This window comes from Streptococcus sp. HMSC066F01, from assembly GCF_001837335.1.
GTDB lineage: Bacteria > Bacillota > Bacilli > Lactobacillales > Streptococcaceae > Streptococcus > Streptococcus oralis_S.
On record NZ_KV832119.1, the window covers coordinates 32,356 to 55,171 of the forward strand.

The 22,816-nt window shown below is 41.3% G+C and carries 20 protein-coding genes; 19 read left to right on the forward strand and 1 reads right to left on the reverse strand.

All coding sequences use genetic code 11. The features are described 5' to 3' along the window. Positions 1-60: 60 nt before the first annotated feature. From HMPREF2655_RS07365 to HMPREF2655_RS07440, 16 genes are all read left to right on the forward strand, one after another. Positions 61-1,224 carry a class I SAM-dependent rRNA methyltransferase gene (locus HMPREF2655_RS07365; RefSeq protein ID WP_070838379.1) on the forward strand — a complete coding sequence of 388 codons (1,164 nt, stop codon included), beginning with the start codon at positions 61-63 and terminating at the stop codon, positions 1,222-1,224. Further along, on the forward strand, positions 1,221-1,898 hold the full coding sequence (aroD, locus tag HMPREF2655_RS07370; protein WP_000767747.1) for a type I 3-dehydroquinate dehydratase: 678 nt from the start codon (positions 1,221-1,223) through the stop codon (positions 1,896-1,898). The genes HMPREF2655_RS07365 and aroD overlap by 4 nt, the downstream gene beginning before the upstream one ends. Next, positions 1,888-2,742 (forward strand): shikimate dehydrogenase, encoded by an 855-nt coding sequence (locus tag HMPREF2655_RS07375; RefSeq protein ID WP_070838381.1) that lies wholly within the window; start codon positions 1,888-1,890, stop codon positions 2,740-2,742. The genes aroD and HMPREF2655_RS07375 overlap by 11 nt, the downstream gene beginning before the upstream one ends. 18 nt (positions 2,743-2,760) lie before the next feature. Then, the gene (gene aroB, locus HMPREF2655_RS07380) at positions 2,761-3,828 is read left to right on the forward strand and encodes a 3-dehydroquinate synthase (RefSeq protein WP_070838383.1); all 1,068 of its coding nucleotides are present in this window, start codon (positions 2,761-2,763) and stop codon (positions 3,826-3,828) included. Between the two features lie 9 nt (positions 3,829-3,837). Continuing rightward, positions 3,838-5,004, forward strand: a complete 1,167-nt coding sequence (gene aroC, locus HMPREF2655_RS07385; protein WP_070838384.1) for a chorismate synthase — start codon at positions 3,838-3,840, stop codon at positions 5,002-5,004. Positions 5,005-5,013: 9 nt separating this feature from the next. Continuing rightward, positions 5,014-6,117: a prephenate dehydrogenase gene (locus HMPREF2655_RS07390; RefSeq protein ID WP_070838386.1), complete on the forward strand. Its 1,104-nt coding sequence runs from the start codon at positions 5,014-5,016 to the stop codon at positions 6,115-6,117. 10 nt (positions 6,118-6,127) lie between these two features. Continuing rightward, complete coding sequence (locus HMPREF2655_RS07395) at positions 6,128-6,466, forward strand: YlbF/YmcA family competence regulator (protein WP_000065973.1); 339 nt, start codon at positions 6,128-6,130, stop codon at positions 6,464-6,466. Positions 6,467-6,556: 90 nt separating this feature from the next. Beyond that, entirely contained in the window at positions 6,557-7,840 is a 1,284-nt protein-coding gene (gene aroA / locus HMPREF2655_RS07400) for a 3-phosphoshikimate 1-carboxyvinyltransferase (protein WP_002881763.1), read from the forward strand. Then, entirely contained in the window at positions 7,833-8,309 is a 477-nt protein-coding gene (locus HMPREF2655_RS07405; protein ID WP_001151352.1) for a shikimate kinase, read from the forward strand. The genes aroA and HMPREF2655_RS07405 overlap by 8 nt, the downstream gene beginning before the upstream one ends. Next, a complete protein-coding gene (pheA, locus tag HMPREF2655_RS07410) occupies positions 8,306-9,154 on the forward strand; it encodes a prephenate dehydratase (protein ID WP_070838388.1) in 849 nt (282 codons plus the stop codon). Before HMPREF2655_RS07405 ends, pheA begins: the two co-directional genes overlap by 4 nt. After that, positions 9,151-10,446: an LCP family protein gene (locus HMPREF2655_RS07415; RefSeq protein WP_000032326.1), complete on the forward strand. Its 1,296-nt coding sequence runs from the start codon at positions 9,151-9,153 to the stop codon at positions 10,444-10,446. The genes pheA and HMPREF2655_RS07415 overlap by 4 nt, the downstream gene beginning before the upstream one ends. A gap of 143 nt (positions 10,447-10,589) precedes the next feature. Then, positions 10,590-11,426, forward strand: a complete 837-nt coding sequence (locus HMPREF2655_RS07420) for a LicD family protein (RefSeq protein ID WP_001281444.1) — start codon at positions 10,590-10,592, stop codon at positions 11,424-11,426. Next, on the forward strand, positions 11,423-12,391 hold the full coding sequence (locus HMPREF2655_RS07425) for a glycosyltransferase family 2 protein (RefSeq protein WP_049520682.1): 969 nt from the start codon (positions 11,423-11,425) through the stop codon (positions 12,389-12,391). The genes HMPREF2655_RS07420 and HMPREF2655_RS07425 overlap by 4 nt, the downstream gene beginning before the upstream one ends. 21 nt (positions 12,392-12,412) lie before the next feature. Continuing rightward, the gene (locus HMPREF2655_RS07430) at positions 12,413-14,572 is read left to right on the forward strand and encodes a LicD family protein (RefSeq protein ID WP_070838390.1); all 2,160 of its coding nucleotides are present in this window, start codon (positions 12,413-12,415) and stop codon (positions 14,570-14,572) included. 57 nt (positions 14,573-14,629) lie between these two features. Next, positions 14,630-15,442, forward strand: a complete 813-nt coding sequence (locus HMPREF2655_RS07435) for a LicD family protein (RefSeq protein WP_002881745.1) — start codon at positions 14,630-14,632, stop codon at positions 15,440-15,442. A gap of 43 nt (positions 15,443-15,485) precedes the next feature. Further along, entirely contained in the window at positions 15,486-18,014 is a 2,529-nt protein-coding gene (locus tag HMPREF2655_RS07440; RefSeq protein WP_000792509.1) for an MBL fold metallo-hydrolase, read from the forward strand. Between the two features lie 46 nt (positions 18,015-18,060). On the opposite strand, the gene HMPREF2655_RS07445 is transcribed toward HMPREF2655_RS07440, so the two are convergent. After that, positions 18,061-19,539 (reverse strand): oligosaccharide flippase family protein, encoded by a 1,479-nt coding sequence (locus tag HMPREF2655_RS07445; protein ID WP_000789710.1) that lies wholly within the window; start codon positions 19,537-19,539, stop codon positions 18,061-18,063. Between the two features lie 122 nt (positions 19,540-19,661). On the opposite strand from HMPREF2655_RS07445, the gene mecA reads away from it, so the two are divergent. From mecA to thrB, 3 genes are all read left to right on the forward strand, one after another. After that, positions 19,662-20,402, forward strand: a complete 741-nt coding sequence (gene mecA / locus HMPREF2655_RS07450; protein ID WP_000782705.1) for an adaptor protein MecA — start codon at positions 19,662-19,664, stop codon at positions 20,400-20,402. A 147-nt stretch (positions 20,403-20,549) separates the two neighbouring features. After that, positions 20,550-21,836, forward strand: a complete 1,287-nt coding sequence (locus HMPREF2655_RS07455) for a homoserine dehydrogenase (protein WP_070838392.1) — start codon at positions 20,550-20,552, stop codon at positions 21,834-21,836. Position 21,837: 1 nt separating this feature from the next. Continuing rightward, positions 21,838-22,707: a homoserine kinase gene (thrB, locus tag HMPREF2655_RS07460; RefSeq protein WP_070838394.1), complete on the forward strand. Its 870-nt coding sequence runs from the start codon at positions 21,838-21,840 to the stop codon at positions 22,705-22,707. Positions 22,708-22,816: the final 109 nt, after the last annotated feature.

Here is a 22,816-nt window from a genome sequence, read left to right on the forward strand (position 1 = left end):
ACAACTGGTTAAACGGTTTCTTTTTTGAGAATTGTCACAAAATTTGCTATAATAGTAGCTATGAATAGAATTAGGGTCAGCAGACGCGTTGAAAAAAAGCTAGCTAAGGGTCTAGTTCTTTTGGAAGCAAGTGATTTAACAGATATTGAACTGACGGATCAGGCAGTAGAAGTTCTTAGTCAAGACGGGAAATTTTTAGGGAGCGCCTATCTTTCTCAACAGAATAAGGGAATCGGTTGGTTGGTCAGCAAGGAAAAGGTTCGTTTCCATCAAGCCTTTTTTGAAATCCTGTTTCGTAAGGCTAAGGAAGCTAGAAAGCCTTATTATCAAGATGACTTGACTACTGCCTTTCGCCTTTTTAACCAAGAGGGGGATGGTTTTGGTGGTCTGACTGTTGATCTCTATGGAGATTATGCTGTTTTTTCTTGGTACAACTCCTTTGTTTACCAGATTCGTGAGCTGATCATAAATGCTTTTAAGGAAGTTTTCCCTGAGGTTTTGGGGGCTTATGAAAAGATTCGTTTTAAAGGTCTAGACTACGAGTCTGCCTCTGTTTATGGTGAGGAAGCGCCAGATTACTTTACTGTTCTTGAGAATGGCGTGCTCTATCAAGTCTTTATGAATGATGGCTTGATGACAGGGATTTTCCTAGACCAGCATGAGGTTCGTGGGAGTCTGGTTGACGGTCTAGCCATGGGCAAATCCTTGCTCAATATGTTTTCCTATACGGCTGCCTTTTCTGTTGCTGCAGCTATGGGAGGCGCGGGTGAGACGACTTCTATCGACTTGGCCAAACGGTCTAGAGAGCTGTCAGAAGCTCATTTTCAGGCAAATGGACTCAGCACGGACAATCATCGTTTTATCGTCATGGATGTCTTTGAGTACTTCAAGTATGCTAAGCGAAAAAGTTTGACTTATGATGTGATTGTTCTTGATCCGCCGAGCTTTGCCCGCAATAAAAAACAAACATTCTCTGTAGCTAAGGACTATCACAAGTTGATTTCCCAGAGTCTAGAGATTTTAAATCCGGGAGGCATTATCATTGCCAGTACCAATGCTGCCAATGTTTCCCGCCAGAAATTTACAGAACAAATTGATAAAGGTTTTGCAGGAAGAAGGTATCAGATCTTGAACCAATATGGTCTTCCAGCAGACTTTGCCTATAATAAAAAAGATGAAAGCAGTAATTACCTCAAGGTGATTAGTATGAAGGTTAGTAGATGAAATTGATCGTTTCAGTGATGCCAAGAAGTATAGAAGAAGCGCAAGAACTGGATGCAACTAGGTATGAAGATGCCGATATCATTGAGTGGCGTGCGGACTTTCTTGCAAAGGACGCTATTTTACAGGTAGCACCTGCTATCTTTGAAAAATTTGCAGGACGCGAACTGGTCTTTACCCTTCGGACTCGCGCTGAGGGAGGAGAAATCGAACTTTCCTCAGAAGAGTATGTTCAAATCATCAAGGAAGTTACTCAACTCTATCAACCGGATTATGTAGATTTTGAGTATTTCAGCTACAAGGATGTTTTTGAGGAAATGTTGGATTTTCCAAATCTTGTTTTGAGTTACCATAATTTCCAGGAGACACCTGAAAACATGATGGAAATTTTGTCTGAGTTGACCAGTCTCTCTCCGAAAGTGGTCAAGGTATCAGTTATGGCCCATACGGAGCAGGATGTTTTAGACCTGATGAACTACACTCGAGGATTTAAAACACTCAATCCTGAGCAAGAGTACGTGACCATTTCCATGGGGAAAATGGGCAAGGTATCCCGTATCACTTCAGATGTGACGGGTTCAAGTTGGTCATTTGCTAGTCTGGATGAAGCGAGTGCCCCAGGTCAGATTTCGCTATCAAACATGAAGAAAATTAGGGAGATTTTGGATGAAGCTTGATGGCTATACACGTTTAGCTGCAGTTGTTGCCAATCCCATCAAACACTCTATTTCACCCTTCATCCACAATAGGGCCTTTGAGGCGACAGCTACCAATGGTGTCTATGTAGCTTGGGAGATTGAAGCGGGTGATTTGGCAGAAACAGCCGCTAATATTCGCCGTTACCAGATGTTTGGGATTAACCTGTCTATGCCGTACAAGGAGCAAGTGATTCCTTATCTGGATGAGTTGAGTGATGAAGCTCGTTTGATTGGGGCGGTCAATACTGTTGTCAATCATAATGGCACTTTAATTGGATATAATACAGATGGCAAGGGATTTTTTAAGAGCTTGCCTTCTTTTACAATCTCAGATAAGAAAATGACTATTCTGGGAGCAGGTGGTGCGGCCAAATCAATATTGGCACAAGCCATTTTGGATGGCGCCAGTCAAATTTCAGTCTTTGTGCGTTCAGTTTCCATGGAAAAAACAAGACCTTATCTAGACAAGTTGCAGGTGCAGACAGGATTTAAAGTGGACTTGTATGCTTTAGAAGATCTTTCTGACCTGCAATCAAGGATTGCCGAGTCGGACCTGCTCGTCAATGCGACCAGTGTAGGGATGGATGGCAAATCATCCCCAGTTCCTGAAAGCATAGTCTTACCAGAAACTCTCTTGGTGGCAGATATTATTTACCAACCCTTTGAGACGCCATTTTTGAAATGGGCTAGAAGTCAGGACAATCCAGCCGTCAATGGCCTGGGGATGTTGCTCTATCAAGCTGCTGAAGCTTTTCAACTGTGGACAGGTAAAGAAATGCCGACAGAAGAGATTTGGCAGTCCTTAATAGAAAAATATAAATAGTGAAAAGGAGACCCTACTATGAAAATCAGAATCGATATTCCGCATCATCCTTATGATATTCAGATTGAAAAAGGTTGTCTGGCTCAGGCTGGTCAATGGTTGCGAGAACTCTGGCAACCTCAAAAAGTGGTTATCGTAACCGACAACCATGTAGCTTCTCTCTATGCAGAGAAGGTTAAACTCAGCCTAGAAGATGCTGGTTTTCAGGTAGCTGTTTTTGACTTTTTAGAAGGCGAAGAAAGAAAGAATTTAACAACTGTTCAGAAGGTCTATGAATTTCTAGTCAAGCAAGGGTTAACTCGTAGCGATGGGATCGTGGCTCTTGGTGGTGGTGTCGTTGGGGACCTAGCTGGTTTCGTAGCCTCTACCTATATGCGGGGCATTCACTTTGTTCAGATTCCGACTAGTTTGACAGCCCAGGTTGATTCTTCTATCGGTGGAAAGACGGGTGTCAATACTCTTTTTGCTAAAAATATGGTGGGAACTTTTGCCCAACCAGATGGGGTTCTGATTGACCCGCTTGTCCTTGAAACACTCGGGAAAAGAGAGTTGATTGAAGGGATGGGTGAGGTTATCAAGTATGGCTTGATTGAGGATCCAGAACTGTGGGCTCTCTTGACGGAGCTGGATGGTTCTGTAGAGAGCATTCTGGAGCATGCAGAGATTTTGATTGAACATTCTTGTCAGGTGAAGCGCAAAATAGTGGTTGAGGATGAGTTGGATAATGGTGTTCGCCTTTACCTCAATTTTGGGCACACTATTGGTCATGCCATTGAAGCAACGGTCGGTTATGGCAAGGTCATGCATGGTGAGGCTGTGGCTATGGGCATGGTTCAGATTTCCAAGGTTGCTGAGGGAAAAGGCCTCATGCCAGCTGGTATTACCCAATCTATCACAGAGATGTGCCAGAAATTTGGTTTGCCTGTTGACTATGAGAACTGGGATGTTGACAAGCTTTATCAGACTTTGACTCATGACAAGAAAGCACGTGGCAACACCTTGAAATTGGTCTTGGTACCAGAGCTTGGTTCAGCGACCATTCAGCCAGTTTCTCTGGAAGAGATGAAAGATTACTTGGTAAAATAAGGAGAACGTATGAGATATTTAACTGCAGGAGAATCACACGGTCCTCGATTGACGGCTATCATTGAGGGAATTCCAGCTGGACTTCCTTTGACAGCTGAGGATATCAATGAGGATCTGAAACGCCGTCAGGGTGGCTACGGTCGTGGTGGCCGTATGAAAATTGAGAGTGACCAGGTTGTTTTTACATCGGGCGTTCGCCACGGGAAAACGACAGGGGCTCCGATTACCATGGATGTTATCAATAAGGACCACCAGAAATGGCTGGATATCATGTCTGCGGAGGACATTGAAGACCGCCTGAAAAGCAAGCGGAAAATCACTCATCCTCGCCCAGGACATGCCGATTTGGTTGGGGGCATCAAGTACCGTTTTGATGACTTGCGAAATTCCTTGGAGCGATCATCTGCCCGTGAAACCACCATGCGAGTTGCAGTTGGGGCAGTAGCTAAACGTCTCTTAGCTGAGCTAGATATGGAGATTGCTAACCATGTCGTGGTCTTTGGTGGTAAGGAAATCGATGTACCTGAAAATCTAACAGTCGCTGAGATTAAGGAACGAGCTGCCCAGTCTGAAGTTTCTATTGTCAACCAAGAGCGGGAACAGGAAATCAAGGACTATATTGACCAAATTAAGCGTGACGGTGATACCATCGGTGGAGTTGTGGAGACAGTTGTCGGAGGTGTTCCAGTTGGTCTTGGTTCCTATGTCCAATGGGACAGAAAATTAGATGCGCGATTGGCACAAGCAGTTGTTTCTATCAATGCCTTTAAAGGAGTGGAATTTGGTCTTGGCTTTGAAGCTGGTTATCGCAAAGGCAGTCAGGTCATGGATGAAATTCTCTGGTCTAAAGAAGACGGCTATACTCGCCGTACCAATAATCTAGGTGGTTTCGAAGGTGGAATGACCAATGGACAACCAATCGTTGTTCGTGGCGTTATGAAACCCATTCCAACTCTTTATAAACCATTGATGAGTGTGGATATCGAAACCCACGAACCTTACAAGGCAACCGTGGAGAGAAGTGATCCGACCGCTCTGCCAGCAGCTGGGGTAGTCATGGAAGCTGTTGTAGCAACGGTTCTGGCACAAGAAATCCTTGAAAAATTCTCATCAGATAATCTTGAAGAATTAAAAGAGGCAGTTGCCAAGCACCGAGACTATACAAAGAACTATTAAGGAGTCCTCATGGCAAAAACCATCTATATAGCAGGTCTTGGTTTGATTGGTGCTTCGATGGCGCTCGGTATCAAGCGTGATCATCCGGATTATGAAATTTTAGGTTATAATCGCAGTCAGTCTTCGAGAGACATTGCCTTGGAGCGAGGAATGATAGACCGTGCAACGGATGATTTTGCCAGTTTTGCTCCCCTAGCAGACGTCATCATCCTGACCTTGCCAATCAAACAGACCATTGCTTTTATTAAGGAGCTGGCAAACTTAGACTTGAAGGAAGGCGTCATTATCTCGGATGCGGGCTCAACCAAGTCAGCCATTGTGGAAGCAGCTGAGCAGTATTTAGCTGACAAGCCTGTCCGCTTTGTCGGGGCTCATCCCATGGCTGGTAGCCACAAGACAGGAGCTGCCTCTGCGGATGTTAATCTCTTTGAAAATGCCTATTATATATTCACACCTTCGAGTCTGACAAGTCCTGGCACGCTTGAGGAAATGAAGGATCTGTTTTCAGGCCTTCATGCTCGTTTTATCGAGATTGATGCCAAGGAGCATGATCGGGTGACTTCTCAGATTAGCCATTTTCCTCATATTCTGGCTTCCAGTCTCATGGAGCAGACAGCAGTTTATGCTCAAGAACATGAGCTGGCAAGGCGCTTTGCGGCGGGTGGTTTTCGAGATATGACTCGCATTGCGGAAAGCGAGCCAGGTATGTGGACTTCCATTCTCTTGTCCAATCGTGAGACTATTCTAGATCGGATTGAGGATTTCAAGGAGCGCCTAGATGAGGTCGGACAAGCCATCAGCAAGGGAGATGAAGAGCAAATCTGGAACTTTTTCAACCAAGCGCGTGCGCAACGACAAGCTATGGAAATCCATAAGCGTGGTGGTGTGGATAGCTCTTACGACCTCTATGTCGACGTTCCCGATGAAGAAGATGTCATCTTGCGGATTTTGGAATTGCTACGTGGAACTTCCTTGGTTAACATCCACATCAACGAAGAAAACCGTGAGGATGTTCACGGGATTCTACAAATTTCCTTTAAAAATGCTCAAGATTTGGAACGAGCTGAGCGCTTAATTACAGAAAATACGGACTACACAGTCGTCATCAAATAAGGAGAAAATCATGTCAAATATTTACGATAGTGCAAATGAACTCAGTCGCGGGTTACGCGAATTACCAGAATACAAAGCGGTTAAGGCAGCAAAAGATGCCATCCAAGCCGATGAACAAGCTAGCAAGATTTTTGCAGACTACCTCGCTTTCCAGCAAGAAATCCAAGTCATGGCGCAAACGGGACAAATGCCAGACGCCTCTTTCCAAGAAAAGATGCAGTCTTTCAGCAAACAAATCCAAGAGAACGCTCTTTTGTCAGATTTCTTTGCCAAACAGCAACAATTATCTATTTACCTTTCAGACATTGAAAAAATTGTCTTTGAACCTGTTTCAGAATTATTGAAATAGTATTTTATCTGTATAAAAGCCAGAAATTTCAGGAATTTCTGGCTTTTTTGTGATAAAATAAGAAAAAGTATTGCAAGTATGAGGTCAACTATGAAACTAAAAACAAACATTCGCCACTTACATGGCAGTATCCGGGTTCCAGGTGACAAGTCTATTAGCCATCGTTCGATTATTTTTGGAAGTTTGGCTGAGGGCGAGACTAAGGTTTATGATATTCTGCGTGGAGAGGATGTGCTTTCAACCATGCAGGTTTTTCGTGATCTTGGTGTTGAAATTGAGGATAAAGATGGGGTTATCACCATTCAAGGTGTTGGAATGGATGGCTTAAAAGCGCCGCAAAACGCCTTGGATATGGGGAACTCTGGAACCTCGATTCGCCTGATTTCAGGTGTCCTTGCTGGTGCAGATTTTGAAGTTGAAATGTTCGGAGATGATAGTCTTTCCAAACGTCCTATGGATCGCGTGACGATTCCACTGAAAAAAATGGGCGTTAGCATCTCAGGGCAAACTGAGCGAGATCTGCCCCCTCTTCGCCTAAAAGGGACGAAAAATTTAAAACCGATTCACTATGAGTTGCCAATCGCCTCTGCGCAAGTCAAGTCTGCCTTGATATTTGCAGCCTTGCAGGCTCAGGGGGAGTCCGTTATTATCGAGAAAGAATGTACTCGTAACCACACCGAAGATATGTTGCAACAATTTGGTGGCCATTTAAGTGTGGATGGCAAGAAAATCACAGTTCAAGGACCACAAAAACTGATCGGACAAAAGGTAGTTGTTCCAGGAGATATTTCCAGTGCAACCTTTTGGTTGGTCGCAGGTTTGATTGTTCCAAACTCTCGTGTGGTGCTGCAGAATGTAGGCATCAATGAGACGCGTACTGGTATTATTGATGTCATTCGTGCCATGGGAGGAAAACTAGAAATAACTGAAATTGATCCAATCGCTAAATCTGCTACCTTAATTGTCGAGTCTTCTGACTTAAAAGGAACAGAGATTGGTGGAGCCTTGATTCCCCGCTTGATTGATGAATTGCCTATTATTGCCCTTCTAGCGACCCAAGCGCAAGGTGTAACGGTCATTAAGGATGCTGAGGAACTCAAGGTCAAGGAAACCGACCGCATTCAAGTGGTGGCAGATGCCTTAAATAGCATGGGAGCAGATATTACTCCTACAGCAGATGGAATGATTATCAAAGGGAAATCAGCCCTTCACGGTGCTAGAGTCAATACTTTTGGTGACCATCGAATTGGAATGATGACAGCCATTGCAGCCCTCTTGGTTGCGGATGGAGAAGTGGAACTTGACCGTGCTGAAGCCATCAACACTAGCTATCCTAGCTTCTTTGATGATTTGGAGAGCATGACTCATGGCTAAGGTATTACTTGGATTTATGGGGGCAGGCAAGTCGACAATCGCTAGAGGCTTGGACCCAGACTATATCGATATGGATGCCTTAATCGAGGAACATTTGGGCATGTCCATTGCGGATTTCTTCGCTGAAAAAGGAGAAGTGGCCTTTCGTCAAGTAGAGTCAGAAGTCCTAGCTGACTTACTAAAAACGGACCGAGTTGTGTCAACTGGCGGAGGAGTTGTCATTTCTCAGAGAAATCGTGACTTGCTCAAAACCAATCCTGATAACATCTACCTAAAAGCAGATTTTGAAACCCTCTACCAACGTATCGCAGCTGATAAGGACAATCAGCGTCCACTTTTTCTTAACAAAAGCAAGGAAGAACTGGCAGCTATTTTCCATGAAAGACAAGCTTGGTATGAGGAAGTAGCCAGTCGGATTCTAGATGTGACCAAGTTAAGCCCAGAGGAAATTATAGAGGAACTGAGATGAAAATTGCCTATCTAGGTCCCAAGGGATCTTTTTCGCATCATGTTGTGCAGACAGCCTTTCCCAAAGAGGAATTGCATGCCTTTGCCAATATCACAGATGTTATCAAGGCCTATGAACAGGGCTTGGTGGACTATTCGGTGGTACCAGTTGAAAACTCCATTGAAGGTAGTGTCCATGAAAGTTTGGATTACCTTTTTCACCAGGCTCGCATCCAAGCAGTGGCAGAAATCGTTCAACCCATTCACCAGCAGTTGATGGCAGTTCCTGGTCATACTAAGATTGAGAAGATTTTTTCCCATCCTCAGGCTTTGGCTCAGGGAAAAAAATTCATCGATGAACACTATCCAGAGGCTCAAATCGAGGTAACCGCCAGTACCGCCTATGCAGCTCGCTTTATTTCAGAACATCCAGATCAGCCTTATGCAGCTATTGCTCCTAAAAGTTCAGCTGAAGAATATGGCTTGGAATTGATTGCAGAGGATATTCAGGAAATGGAAGCCAATTTCACACGTTTTTGGGTGTTAGGGGCAGAGATACCGAAGGTTCCTTTGAACTCACAAGCTGAAAAAATGAGTTTGGCCTTGACCTTACCAGACAACCTACCTGGTGCTCTTTACAAGGCACTTTCGACCTTTGCTTGGAGAGGGATTGACTTAACAAAGATTGAAAGTCGCCCCCTTAAAACAGCCTTGGGAGAATACTTTTTCATTATCGATGTAGACTATAGTGACAAAGAACTGGTTCATTTTGCAAGACAAGAACTAGAAGCTATTGGAATCCAGCATAAGATTCTGGGGACCTACCCGATTTTTACCATAACTGATTTAGAAAAGGAGAGTCAATGAGCAAAGAAAATCCTTTAAGTCATCACGAGCAGTTACGTTATGACTATCTCTTCAAAAATATTCATTACCTCAACGACCGTGAACGGAGGGAGTTTGATTATCTGCAACAGAAAATGGCAGGTCCCAAGTCTGAAGTTCACCCTTCCTACCAAGAAGAAAAAGAAGAAACTTGGGGTAGAGATATTGATCTTCCGACCTACGGCAGTAGAAGCCGGTCTAAGAAACGTGAAAAGGTAGCTCCTCAACCTAAAGTCAAAAAGAAAAAGAGAAGAATTCGCTTCAAACGAATACTGACTTGGCTCTTGCTGTTGATTACCTGTGTGCTTGCAGGGATGATTTTTATGTTTCTTCGAGGTTTCCAGTCAGCAGCCAATCCAACAAATAAGCCAGCTGACGCCAAGGCAGCTCAAGTAGAGGTCTTTAACGGTCAGGATACCAAAGATGGTGTGAATATCCTAGTCATGGGGACAGATGGCCGTATCGGTCAAAATAGTGCGGAGACTCGTACCGACACGATCATGGTACTGAATGTCAGTGGATCGGATAAGAAGATCAAACTAGTCAGCTTTATGCGTGACAACTTAGTGTATATCGACGGGTACAGTAAGATTGTAAATGGCCAGAAACAGACGGATAACAAACTAAATGTTGCCTATGAACTTGGGGAACAAGAAGGGCAAAAAGGAGCTGAAATGGTCCGCAAGGTTCTAAAAGACAACTTTGATTTGGATATTAAGTACTATGCTCTAGTTGACTTCCAAGCCTTTGCAACAGCTATTGATACCCTCTTCCCTGACGGAGTAACGATTGATGCTCAATTCTCAACATTGAATGGTCAACCTCTGACAGAAGCCACAGTCGGAGATGACCTTCATGCAACAGAGACAGAGTCCCCAACTCAAACTATCAAAGTTGGAAAACAGCAAATGAATGGCTCCACCTTGCTGAACTATGCTCGCTTCCGTGATGATGATGAGGGAGACTATGGCCGTACCAAACGTCAGCAACAAGTCATGTCAGCTGTTCTTGAGCAAATCAAAGATCCAACCAAGCTCTTTACGGGGTCAGAGGCACTTGGAAAAGTCTTTGGCATGACATCAACAAATCTACCATATAGCTTCTTGTTGACCAATGGCTTATCTGTCCTAGAAGGTGCTCAAAATGGCATTGAAAGACTCACCGTCCCAGAACTTGGTGACTGGGTAGACGCTTATGATATCTATGGTGGACAAGGACTTCTAGTTGATCAAAATAAATATCAGACCAAACTCGCCCAAATGGGAATGAGATAGAATACTATAAAAAAATCAAAGTTTGAATCACAAGTGAAAAAGTGGTTTAGGCTTTGATTTTTCTTAGTATCTGATGGATTTTTAGGGCTTTTTTATGGTATAATAAAACGATATAACTCGTTATTGGACAGAAGAGGAGAGACATGAGTGATTTGAAAGCGATTCAGGCTCGTAGTCTGGAAATGGCTGAATATTTCGTCGCATTTTGTAAAGAACATGATTTGTTGTGCTATCTCTGTGGTGGAGGAGCCATTGGCGCCCTTCGTAATAAGGGCTTCATTCCTTGGGATGATGATCTAGACTTTTTCATGCCACGTAAGGACTATGAAAAATTAGCAGAACTGTGGCCACGTTATGCAGACGAGCGTTATTTCTTGTCAAAGAGTAACAAAGATTTTGTAGACCGTAACCTTTTTATTACCATTCGTGACAAGGAAACTACTTGTATCAAGCCTTATCAAAAGGATTTGGATTTGCCACACGGTTTGGCCTTGGACGTTTTACCATTGGATTATTATCCTAAAAATCCAGCTGAGCGTAAGAAACAGGTTCGTTGGGCCCTGATTTATTCACTCTTTTGTGCGCAAACTATCCCAGAAAAGCATGGTGCGGTCATGAAATGGGGAAGTCGCATCTTACTCGGCCTGACTCCAAAATCTCTACGTTATCGCATTTGGAAAAAAGCTGAAAAAGAAATGACCAAGTATGGTCTGGCTGAGAGCGATGGAATTACGGAATTATGCTCAGGTCCCGGCTACATGCGAAACAAATACCCAATCGCATCCTTTGAGGACAATCTTTTCTTGCCATTTGAAGGAACTGAGATGCCCATCCCAGTCGGCTATGATGCCTATCTCAGCACTGCTTTTGGGGACTATATGACACCGCCACCAGCAGACAAGCAAGTACCGCATCATGATGCTATTATAGCAGACATGGACAAGAGCTACACAGAGTACAAGGGAGAATATGGAGCATGATGGGAGAAAAAATAAGCGTTATCGTTCCGGTCTACAATGTAGAAGCCTATCTGGAGCGATGTGTGGAGTCGATTCTTCAACAGACTTATGCCCATTTTGAGTTAATCCTAATCAACGATGGTTCTACTGATTCTAGTGGACAGATCTGTGATCACTTAGCATCTCAGTATGAGAATATCAAGGTTTATCATATCGAAAATTCTGGTGTTTCAAATGCTAGAAATATGGGAATTCAGCTAGCGACGGGTTCTTGGGTTACCTTTATTGATAGCGATGATTTCGTTACCCAGGATTACCTAGCTACTTTAGCAAGTGCAGTTGAAGGGGTGAATGTAGGCTTTGCAATTGCTCCTCTGCACCATATCAAAAACGGCATTGTAACTGATATACCTTCACATTCTGGAAAAACAGAACTCTGGTCAACAGAAGAAACCATGAAGGAACTACTGATGACTACCAGAACGTCATTTTTTCCAGTTGCAAAACTGTTTAAGAGAGACCTGCTTGCGGATGAAAAGTTTAATACAAATTATCACCTAGCTGAAGATGCCTTATTTTTAACTGAATTGCTACTAAAGACAAGATGTAGTTGCGTCTTTATTGACAAACCTGTTTATTATTATGATCATCGTGAGGGAAGTGCAACAACATCTGTTAATCGATATGTATTTGACACAATAGAAGTTTATCAGCAAATAATTGCTCAAGTTTCACAAGCCTTCCCTAATTTAAAATACGAATTAATAAACAGAGAATGTTGGTCGTACATCACAGTTTACGATAAAATTATCTTTACTTCACGTGAAGAGTATCAAAAGGAGAAAGCCGAGCTGAGGACTTGGATTGTTCAGCATCGACGCGAAATATGGAAAGATGCTTATTTCACCACTTTTCGCAAGGTAGCGATCCTTTCACTTGTCATTTCTCCATGGCTATATAAGAAAATTGTTGGATTAAAAAACTAATATCATGAGAAGGAGTTGAAAATGAATTTTTCAAAAATGGATGAATACTTTGAAAAATCAAAACTATGGATTGCGTATCTATTTGTTTTCATTTCGATTTTAAGTATGAGTTCACTGGTTTATAAGATAGCAAATCCCCTCTACAAGGGATTGTCAGCGATTGTAGTGCTTTATATTTGCTATACCTTATTGTTTAAGTGGAAAGAAATCACAGCAGATCGCAAATTTCTATCCTTATTTGGACTCTTAGCTGGAAGTCATCTGCTATCAGCTATTTTCAATCGCTCTGGACATCTGATTGGAAATGTGATTGAAATCCTCTTCATGGTAACTTATGTTTTATTATTTACCATGTTACAATCAGGGCAACTTAAAAAATTATTTGACTGGATTGCCTATACGGTTCAAATTGTATCTTTTTCTTCAGCAATTTTTGCGTTTGGTTTATTGGTAAGCAGAGTCCTTATCCTATTTAAGATTGGCGAACAATCTTATTACTATGGTGTCATGAATGGCCGTCTGTGGGGGATTGTCAATCCAAATGCTAGTGCGATATTTTCATACATTAGCATTATTTTGGCTATGTATTTGATCCATAAAGGAAGTAAATATTCTGTTTATCTTAAACTGAACAATGTGATTCAATTCGTTTACTTTGCTATGATGCAAAGTCGAGGAGCCTTACTTTCTTTACTTCTCATGATTGGACTCTATAGTTTCTTTGCTACTAGAGGAAGTATCGTTAAACGATTCCTCACTTTTATAGTTGCTGGTTTGCTGATTACTGCAACTAATATTGGATTAAGCTATGTAACTTCAATCTATATCTCATCTGAAACTGCGACTGTCTTAGATTTAAACAAAGGACAATCCTATGCTGAAACAGATTCGTCTGTTACTAAGAAAAACGGTGAGCTCCATCTGATTGAAACAACACCAAGTGGTAGAACCTATATCTGGAAAAATGCCATCAAGATGGGAAGTGCCAAACCAATTTTTGGTTATGGTGTACGAAATGTTCCAGATTACTACACAGAATATTTCAGTAAATTTGAGATTCAAAACTCCCTTATTGGTGGGAATTTCCATAACATTTTTGTGACCATATTTGTCAGTTCGGGAGTTCTAGGTTTGGTATCCTTCCTTCTTGTACTGGCTTATGTCATCAAGCGCTTTTTAACGTATTTGATTGTTTCCAAGAAACATACTGATAAATTGATCATGATTCTTTTCTTTGGTATCTTGTTTGGTCAATTATTTGAAAGTCAGATTATGTATTCAACCAACTTTATTAATATCATCTTCTGGCTAGCGATTGGCTATGGACTCGTAGTCTGCAAACGAGATGAAGGAGTTCGGTACCAAGAAGTAACAGATGTTAAAGAAATTCAAGAGATGGAACTTGGAATCATGGAGTATATTCATGAAGTTTGTCAGAAAATTGGGGTCAAGTATTTCTTAGCATATGGAAGTCTAATTGGTGCTGTTCGCCATCAAGGATTTATCCCTTGGGATGATGACATGGATATCTGCATGTTACGAGAAGATTATGAAAAATTGCAAGACTACCTTATCGCTAACCCTGATGAACGTTACGAGGTCATGTCTTATAAAAACAATCTCAACTATGTCTATCCCTTCATGAAAGTGCAGGATAACCATACCTACTTGCTAGAAGAAGATGTTCGCATCGATTCGAATATGGGAATCTATGTAGATATTTTCCCTGTGGATGGCTACGAGGATGACGTACAATTTAAAAACAAGATGACGAAACTGATAAAGAAACGTCAATTGAGTTGCTACACCTTCAAAGGCATTACCAATACGAAAAGTGTACTGAATTCACTGTTACGTTATGTGTCAGTTATTATTTTCTATTTCACCAATACGAACAAATACGTTGCCCAGATTGAAGAGCTTGCAAAATCCCGTAAAGTCTCAGATTATGAGCAAGTGGATTATCTTATCTACAAGGATATGAACAAACCAGTGTGGAGACGTGAATGGCTGGAACAAGTTACTACTGGAACATTTGAAGGTAAGGAATTTACCATTCCGAAGAACTATCATGAAATTTTGACCTCAGACTACGGAGACTATATGCAATTGCCACCGGTTGAACAAAGAGTATCTCATCATGATTTTAAATTATGGAAGATTGTTAAAAGGTCTAAATGACGGGATTGGGATTAAGAAACGTTTAAAAATATAGTCAAATTTAGGAGAATAGAACCTATGTCTGAAAGAACTTTAACTCTTGAAGAAATCAAGCAAGTAGAATTGGATATTTTAAAGTATCTACATGATCTTTGTGAACAACATCAAATCAAATACTTTATTGATTTTGGAACCTTACTAGGAGCTGTACGCCATAAAGGATTTATCCCTTGGGATGATGATACAGATATTTCCTTGGCGCGTGATGAATTTGAAAAACTGTATAAGGTTTTACAAAATGAAAATCATCCCTACTACAAATTGATTTCATTCAGAGAAACAAAGGGATATCCATACAGTTATATGAGAGTCTATGATGTAAGGACTCGTCGAGATGCTAACCTCGTAGACCCAACGGTCGTATTGGGAACTTGCGTTGACATTTTTCCATATGATGGTGTCGTCACAGAGGAAAGTGACCGTAAAAAAATGAAGCTCTACAAATATTTCATTCGACTTTCTTCTTTGAATTTTAAAGGGATCAAGTCTGAGAATGGTGGACTTAAAAACCTCCCTCGTTATATGGGATCAGCTATTTTCCGCTTAACTTCCCCACAGCTATGGAATCAAAAATTAGAGAGCCTTGCTTTGAAGTATAGTGTAGATCAAGCAACAGATCTCACTTGTACTATCTATGACCCTTATTATCCCAATGGTATAAAAAAAGAATGGCTCTATGATTTGATTGATATGCCTTATGAAGACATTGTGGTCAAGGTTCCGAGAAAATACCATGAAATACTTGTCTACGAATTTGGAGAAAACTATATGACTCCACCACCTATTGAGCAACAAGTCCCAGGAGGAGATAAAAACTACTGGATTGATTAGATTTTTAAAAGTTGCTTAATGTTAAGATAAAGGAGTTTTCAAGGTGAAAAATAAATGGTTATTAAAATCAGTCAGCTATAGTGTTCTCGCATTCTTTCTATTACTGATTCAGTTATCGCAAGGAGTAGATGCAGATACCATCTCTGCAGGTTCGGGCAATCGTATCCATTTCATAAATACTAAAGCAAAATCTGGGAGTGATGCCATCCTTCTGGAAAGCAATGGTCACTATGCTTTGATTGATATGGGAGAAGACTATGATTTTCCTGATGGGAGTGACCCACGCTATCCAAGCCGCTGGGGAATTTCCATGAGAAATTATCAAGTATTGGAGGATCGATTGATTCGCCACTTGGATCAAATAGGTGTAAAAAAATTAGATTTTATTATAGGAACTCATGTTCATAGTGACCATATTGGTGGAGCGGACGAAATACTCAATCGATATCAGGTCGGTAAGTTTTATTTGAAAAAATATTCAGATGATCGGATCACAGCAAACTGGGGACTATGGGATAATCTTTTCAATTATGATAATGCTTTGAGAGCAGCTCAAAAACGAGGAGTTACTCTTATCCAGAATATTTCAGATGAGGATAGCCATCTAAAATTAGGTGATATGGATATCCAACTCTACAACTATAAGAATGAATATGATGCTGACGGGAATCTGAAAAAAGTTCGAGATGATAACTCCAACTCCATCGTTTCAGTAGTGACTGTGGCAGGAAAGAGAATCTATCTTGGTGGAGATTTGGATAATGCCGAGGGAGCAGAAGATAAGTTAGGTCCAGTTATCGGCAAGGTTGATATGATGAAATGGAACCACCATTATGATGCGACAATTTCAAATACGATTAATTTCCTAGAAAACTTATCACCAAAAATGATTATTCAGACAACTGGTGGAGATATTAATGTTGCTTCAACCAGAGAATACCTTCAGAAGAAAAATATTCAGGTTCTTCATGCTGCGAGCCAAACTCAAGATGCTACCGTTTTTGATATTAGCGATAAAGGATTTGCTAATGTTTCAAATACCTTCCCTGATATCCCTGTAGTTGACGAAAAATGGTATCAAGAAGATGGTTATTGGAAATATCGTTTGACTGACGGAGAAATGGCTATCGGCTGGAGAGAGATTGGCGGAGCCACTTATTTCTTTAATGGAAAAGGACAAATGCAAGCAGGTCGCTGGCTTCACCTTAACGACGACTGGGGAGAAAATGCCAAAGGGAATGATTACTATCTGAACCAAAATGGTAAAATGCAAACTGGTGGTTGGTTCAAACTAGATGACTCTTGGTATTATATCCAATCAAATGGTGCTAGACGATTTAGCGAGCTCTCTGAAATTGGAGGGAAAAAGTATCTCTTTGCGGCAGATGGGAAGATGCTAACAGGACACCAAGTTTATAATGGCAAGAAGATGTTCTTTAGCGAAAGTGGTGCACTCCAAACAGCAGGTAAGCCTTCAACATGGCAAAAGATTGATTCAGATTGGTATTTCTATGATGAGTATGGGCTAAAGACCGTTGGTAAAAAGAATATCAATGGAAGCACATACTACTTTAATCAAGAAGGTATCATGCAAACTGGCTGGACCTTTGTTGATGGTCACTGGAACTATTTTGCAAGTTCTGGAGCTATGAAAACCGGCTGGGTCAAGGATCAGGAAACATGGTATTATCTGGATAAAGATGGCATCATGCTAACTGGTAGACAAGATGTAAATGGTGTTCGTTACTATTTGAATGCTAGTGGTGCCATGCAGACTGGCTGGAAGTGGCAAGACAATAGCTGGTACTTCTATACGAACTCAGGTGCTATGAAAACTGGTTGGTTGAAAGATAAAGAATCATGGTATTATTTGGATCCAGAAACTGGTATCATGGCTGTAGGATCTAAAGAGGTTGACGGTAAGAACTATTTCTTCAGCTCTGCAGGGACTATGCAAGTTGGATGGCAGTGGTCAAATGATTCTTGGCATTATTACGCTACGTCTGGCGCACTCCAAACTGGTTGGTTGAAAGATGGTGATGTCTGGTATTATCTTGAAGGTAAGGAAGGCGATATGTTAGTCGGCCTCCATCAAGTAGATGGTAAGCAATATTACTTTAGCAAATCTGGAGCCATGCAAACTGGCTGGAAATGGTTTGATAATCATTACCGTTACTTTGAATCAAATGGAGCCATGAAAACTGGTTGGATAAAAGACAAAGGTGTCTGGTATTATCTAAATCCTGAAGATGGCATCATGTTGGTTGGCCTTCATAAAGTAAATGGTGATCATTATTACTTTGATGAATCAGGAGCTATGCAGACAGGTTGGAAACAGCTTGATGGTAATTGGTACTATTTCCAAGCTGATGGTTCTTTGTTGAAGAACGCAACAACACCTGATGGTTACAAAGTAAACGAAGAAGGTATCTGGAAACAGGCTGTTGCTGCTGTAAATAGCGAGGCAGTCAAGCCAGAACAGAAACAAGAAGCTAATTCCTCTATTGTTGAACAACCTAAACAAGATTCAAATCTAGAAGCCAACGCTTCTGATAAGAAAGAAAACGAATAAAGAAGAAATCCCCTACTGGCAACTAATTTATCAGTAGGGGATTTTTTTAATTTCGTTTTAATTTAGCAAGTACAAGGTTCAGTGCATAGTGGAGTGTTTTGTCTTTGGTAATAAAGAGGGTCAAGAGGTAATAGATACCACAAGTTGCTACGGTAGACAGAACCATGAGAATCATATTGAAGTTTACTGTGTAAGAATTGATTTGGAAAATCATCTTGAAAATATAGAAGATTGGGATAAAACCAAGGGATATAATGCTATAACGTGTTAAGGTTATAAAAATTTCTTTTAAACTAATCAGTTGGTGTTTCTTGATAAAATGAATTTCAAGAAAAACGACGATAGTTTCTGCGATAATGGTCGTAGCGATGTAATACTCAGGTGCAAAAATATTATTGAAATACAAGATGCTATTTAATAGGATATTGGCACCACCACCAAGGAAGTAGAAGGCAGTTAAGCGATTTTCATGATCGTTGATAAAGATAATCTGTTTACCAAGAATCAACTCAATAGCCCAAATGATGGTACGAAAAGCGAAGACGCTGGTTACGATACCCGCTTCAAGATATTTTTCAGAAGAATAAATAACAGTTGCGTACCGTCCCAATATCATAATCCCGATACTAGTTGGAACCATAAGGAAATAGAATAAGGATGCCGCTTGGTTCACGAGATAATTATAAGACTTGTAATCTTTTTTACCAAGATAGTAGCCGAGGCGTGGAATACTGACGTTGATAGCTCCACTCAAGACACTGGCAATCAGCATGACGATACTATAGGCAATTGTATAGTAGGAAATATAGTTCTCATCCGGTCCCTTGGTGATAAACATTCTATCTAGCAAGGTATAAAGCATATTAGCGTTTGCTAAGAGAAGCATAGTGAAGAGCGGTTTAGAAGCTTTAGCTAATTCGACGAAACCGATCTTAACAAAAGAAACTTCTCTCTTGATCCAAAGAAAACTGAGCAGGTAGTTGAGGACAGTGGTCGCTGTCATAACGATAGCATAAGGAACAATATCATCTGCCGTTTTAACAAAGGCGAAGATAGCGACCAGCATGGTAATTCGAATAATTAACGTTTTGTAGAGGATGAAGGCATAATTTTCATAAGCCTCGTTCATCCATTCGATATTGAGAAATTGGAAGAGTGCTTGGGCCCCTAGGATGTAGTAGAGGACTTTCAGATTCTCAATGCTGGTGTCAAAGAAGATAATGAGGAAGTAGATACCAGTGGTCAGGAGAGAGGTGAAAACCGATATATAAAACAACTTAGAAAAGACGTAGTTGATTTTATTCTTGTCATCCTTGACCTTACTGATAGCTCGAATCCCGTAGTTGTATATTCCAAAGGCAGCTAGTGGAATAACGAAACTTGCCCAGGTATTGGCTGTATTGAAATAACCGTAGTTGGATTTGCTGAGAATCCGCGTCAGATAAGGATTGGTTATCAGTGGAAAAACGATATTGAGAATATTGACCAGCAAGCTGGCCAAGGCATTTACTTTTATATTTTTCATTGAACTTTCTTTCTTAAATCTAAAATCATATCTAGTATTATATCACATTCTCGCTTCATTCTTTTGATAAAATCGTAAAAATCTAGTATAATAGATAGACTGAAAGTATGAGGTTACTAGATATGAAGATGAAACAAATCAGTGATACAACACTGAAAATCACGATGACTTTAGATGATTTGATGGATCGGGGAATGGAGATTGCAGACTTTCTCGTTCCTCAGGAAAAAACCGAAGAGTTTTTCTATGCGATTTTAGATGAGTTAGAGATGCCAGACAATTTCTTGGATAGTGGCATGCTGAGTTTCCGCGTGACGCCAAAACCTGATAAGGTCGACGTCTTTGTGACCAAGTCCAAGATTGACCAAAATTTGGATTTTGAAGATTTGGCGGATCTACCAGACATGGAAGAATTAGCCCAAATGTCGCCGGATGAATTTCTCAAAACCTTGGAAAAGAGTATTGCAGATAAAACCAAGGACGATATTGAGGCCATCCAATCTCTAGAGCAGGTCGAAGCAAAGGAAGAAGAGCAAGAGCAGGCAGACAAGGAGACTGAGAGTAAGAAAGAACCTTATATATACTATATCCTGCGCTTTGCAAGCCTTGCTGACTTAGTTTCTTTTGCAAAGACGGTTAACTACCAGATGGAAACCTCTGAACTCTATAAGATGAATGGACACTATTATTTGACAATCTTAGTCGATGTAGAAAATCATCCAAGTCCATATCCAGCCTGGCTCTTGGCTCGTATGCGTGAGTTTGCAGACGACAGTGATATCAGTCGTTCAGTCTTGCAAGAGTATGGGCAAATCTTGATCAATCACGATGCAGTTCTCGGTCTGCAAAAGATTCGTTCATAATTTTTAAAATCAATTTTCATTTATCAAGAAAGACGAATCATGGGATTCGTTTTTTCTTTATCAGACTGAAATAGTGATTTACTATAATAGGAATTTTCACAAAATTCTGTTATAATGGCTATATCAGAAAATTTCTAGGAGACAAACATGACAGTTAAAATTGCTTTATTTGGATTTGGTACCGTTGCAAGTGGTGTGCCATTCCTACTAAAGGAAAATGGAGAAAAAATCGTTCAGTCAGCTCATTCTGAGATTGAAGTAGCAAAGGTATTGGTCAAGGATGAAGATGAAAAGAACCGCTTGCTTGCAGCAGGAAATGATTTTAACTTTGTAACCAATGTAGATGATATTTTAGCAGACAAGGACATTACTATCGTAGTGGAATTGATGGGGCGTATCGAACCAGCTAAGACCTTTATCACTCGTGCCTTAGAAGCTGGGAAACACGTTGTTACTGCTAACAAGGACCTTTTGGCTGTTCATGGTGCAGAATTGCTAGAAATCGCTAAAGAGCATAATGTAGCACTTTACTATGAAGCAGCAGTAGCTGGTGGGATTCCAATTCTTCGCACTCTAGCAAATTCATTGGCTTCTGATAAAATCACGCGCGTTCTTGGTGTCGTTAACGGAACTTCTAACTTCATGATGACCAAGATGGTGGAAGAAGGCTGGTCTTATGATGATGCTTTGGCTGAAGCGCAAAGACTTGGTTTTGCAGAAAGTGATCCTACAAATGACGTTGATGGGATTGATGCAGCCTACAAGATGGTCATTTTAAGTCAATTTGCCTTTGGGATGAAGGTTGCATTTGCCGATGTAGCCCACAAGGGAATCCGTAACATCACACCAGAAGACGTAGCTGTAGCCCAAGACCTGGGCTATGTAGTGAAATTGGTTGGTTCTATCGAAGAAACTTCTTCAGGTATTGCTGCAGAAGTTACCCCAACCTTCCTACCTAAAGCACATCCACTTGCCAGTGTAAATGGCGTAATGAACGCAGTCTTTGTAGAATCTATCGGTATCGGTGAGTCTATGTACTACGGACCAGGTGCGGGTCAAAAACCAACTGCAACAAGTGTTGTAGCGGATATTGTCCGTATCGTTCGTCGCTTGAATGATGGCACTATTGGTAAAGGCTTCAACGAATATAGCCGTGAACTTGTCTTGGCAAATCCAGAAGATGTCAAAGCTAATTACTATTTCTCAATCTTGGCACCAGACTCAAAAGGTCAGGTCTTGAAATTGGCTGAGATTTTCAACGCTCAAGATATTTCCTTCAAGCAAATCCTCCAAGATGGCAAAGAGGGTGACAAGGCGCGTGTAGTGATTATCACTCATAAGATTAATAAAGCACAACTTGAGAATGTTTCAGCTGAGTTGGCCAAAGCTTCAGAATTTGACCTCTTGAATACCTTCAAGGTGTTAGGAGAATAGGATGAAGATTATTGTACCTGCAACCAGTGCCAATATCGGGCCAGGTTTTGACTCGGTCGGTGTAGCTGTTACCAAGTATCTTCAAATTGAGGTCTGTGAAGAACGGGATGAGTGGTTGATTGAACACCAGATTGGCAAATGGATTCCCCATGACGAGCGTAATCTCTTGCTTAAGATTGCCTTGCAAATTGCGCCTGACTTGCAACCGAGACGCTTGAAAATGACTAGTGATGTTCCCTTGGCGCGTGGTTTGGGCTCTTCTAGCTCTGTTATAGTTGCTGGGATTGAACTGGCCAACCAGCTGGGCAAGCTCAACTTATCTAACCACGATAAATTGCAACTGGCGACCAAGATTGAAGGACATCCTGACAATGTAGCTCCAGCCATCTATGGAAATCTTGTTGTTGCGAGCTCTGTTGAAGGAAATGTTTCAGCGATTGTGGCTGACTTCCCAGAGTGTGATTTTCTAGCTTATATTCCCAACTATGAATTGCGTACCCGAGACAGCCGTGGTGTCCTTCCTAAGAAATTGTCCTACAAGGAAGCTGTTTCAGCTAGTTCGATCGCCAATGTGGCCGTTGCAGCCTTGTTAGCAGGAGATATGGTGACAGCTGGTCAAGCAATCGAGGGGGACCTCTTCCACGAGCGTTATCGTCAAAGTCTGGTCCGTGAATTTGCGACGATTAAGCAAGTAGCTAAAGAGAATGGTGCCTATGCGACCTACCTCTCTGGAGCAGGGCCGACAGTTATGGTTCTGGCTTCTCACGACAAGATGCCGGCGATTAAGGCAGAATTGCAAAAGCAGTCTTTCAAAGGAAAACTGCATGACTTGAAAGTTGATACCCAAGGTGTCCGTGTAGAAGCAAAATAAAGAATAGAAGATAGGATGGGGAAACTCTTGATTAGAGGGCTTCCTGTCCTTTTTTTGAAAAGAAGTTTATACTCAATGGAAATCAAAGAGCAAACTAGGAAGCTAGCCG

What these genes read in the sequence shown, in the direction of transcription:
- HMPREF2655_RS07365 (WP_070838379.1), top strand. Translation starts at nt 61, where the DNA reads ATGAATAGAATTAGGGTCAGCAGACGCGTTGAAAAAAAGCTAGCTAAG.
- aroD (WP_000767747.1), top strand. Translation starts at nt 1,221, where the DNA reads ATGAAATTGATCGTTTCAGTGATGCCAAGAAGTATAGAAGAAGCGCAA.
- HMPREF2655_RS07375 (WP_070838381.1), top strand. Translation starts at nt 1,888, where the DNA reads ATGAAGCTTGATGGCTATACACGTTTAGCTGCAGTTGTTGCCAATCCC.
- aroB (WP_070838383.1), top strand. Translation starts at nt 2,761, where the DNA reads ATGAAAATCAGAATCGATATTCCGCATCATCCTTATGATATTCAGATT.
- aroC (WP_070838384.1), top strand. Translation starts at nt 3,838, where the DNA reads ATGAGATATTTAACTGCAGGAGAATCACACGGTCCTCGATTGACGGCT.
- HMPREF2655_RS07390 (WP_070838386.1), top strand. Translation starts at nt 5,014, where the DNA reads ATGGCAAAAACCATCTATATAGCAGGTCTTGGTTTGATTGGTGCTTCG.
- HMPREF2655_RS07395 (WP_000065973.1), top strand. Translation starts at nt 6,128, where the DNA reads ATGTCAAATATTTACGATAGTGCAAATGAACTCAGTCGCGGGTTACGC.
- aroA (WP_002881763.1), top strand. Translation starts at nt 6,557, where the DNA reads ATGAAACTAAAAACAAACATTCGCCACTTACATGGCAGTATCCGGGTT.
- HMPREF2655_RS07405 (WP_001151352.1), top strand. Translation starts at nt 7,833, where the DNA reads ATGGCTAAGGTATTACTTGGATTTATGGGGGCAGGCAAGTCGACAATC.
- pheA (WP_070838388.1), top strand. Translation starts at nt 8,306, where the DNA reads ATGAAAATTGCCTATCTAGGTCCCAAGGGATCTTTTTCGCATCATGTT.
- HMPREF2655_RS07415 (WP_000032326.1), top strand. Translation starts at nt 9,151, where the DNA reads ATGAGCAAAGAAAATCCTTTAAGTCATCACGAGCAGTTACGTTATGAC.
- HMPREF2655_RS07420 (WP_001281444.1), top strand. Translation starts at nt 10,590, where the DNA reads ATGAGTGATTTGAAAGCGATTCAGGCTCGTAGTCTGGAAATGGCTGAA.
- HMPREF2655_RS07425 (WP_049520682.1), top strand. Translation starts at nt 11,423, where the DNA reads ATGATGGGAGAAAAAATAAGCGTTATCGTTCCGGTCTACAATGTAGAA.
- HMPREF2655_RS07430 (WP_070838390.1), top strand. Translation starts at nt 12,413, where the DNA reads ATGAATTTTTCAAAAATGGATGAATACTTTGAAAAATCAAAACTATGG.
- HMPREF2655_RS07435 (WP_002881745.1), top strand. Translation starts at nt 14,630, where the DNA reads ATGTCTGAAAGAACTTTAACTCTTGAAGAAATCAAGCAAGTAGAATTG.
- HMPREF2655_RS07445 (WP_000789710.1), bottom strand. Translation starts at nt 19,539, where the DNA reads ATGAAAAATATAAAAGTAAATGCCTTGGCCAGCTTGCTGGTCAATATT.
- mecA (WP_000782705.1), top strand. Translation starts at nt 19,662, where the DNA reads ATGAAGATGAAACAAATCAGTGATACAACACTGAAAATCACGATGACT.
- HMPREF2655_RS07455 (WP_070838392.1), top strand. Translation starts at nt 20,550, where the DNA reads ATGACAGTTAAAATTGCTTTATTTGGATTTGGTACCGTTGCAAGTGGT.
- thrB (WP_070838394.1), top strand. Translation starts at nt 21,838, where the DNA reads ATGAAGATTATTGTACCTGCAACCAGTGCCAATATCGGGCCAGGTTTT.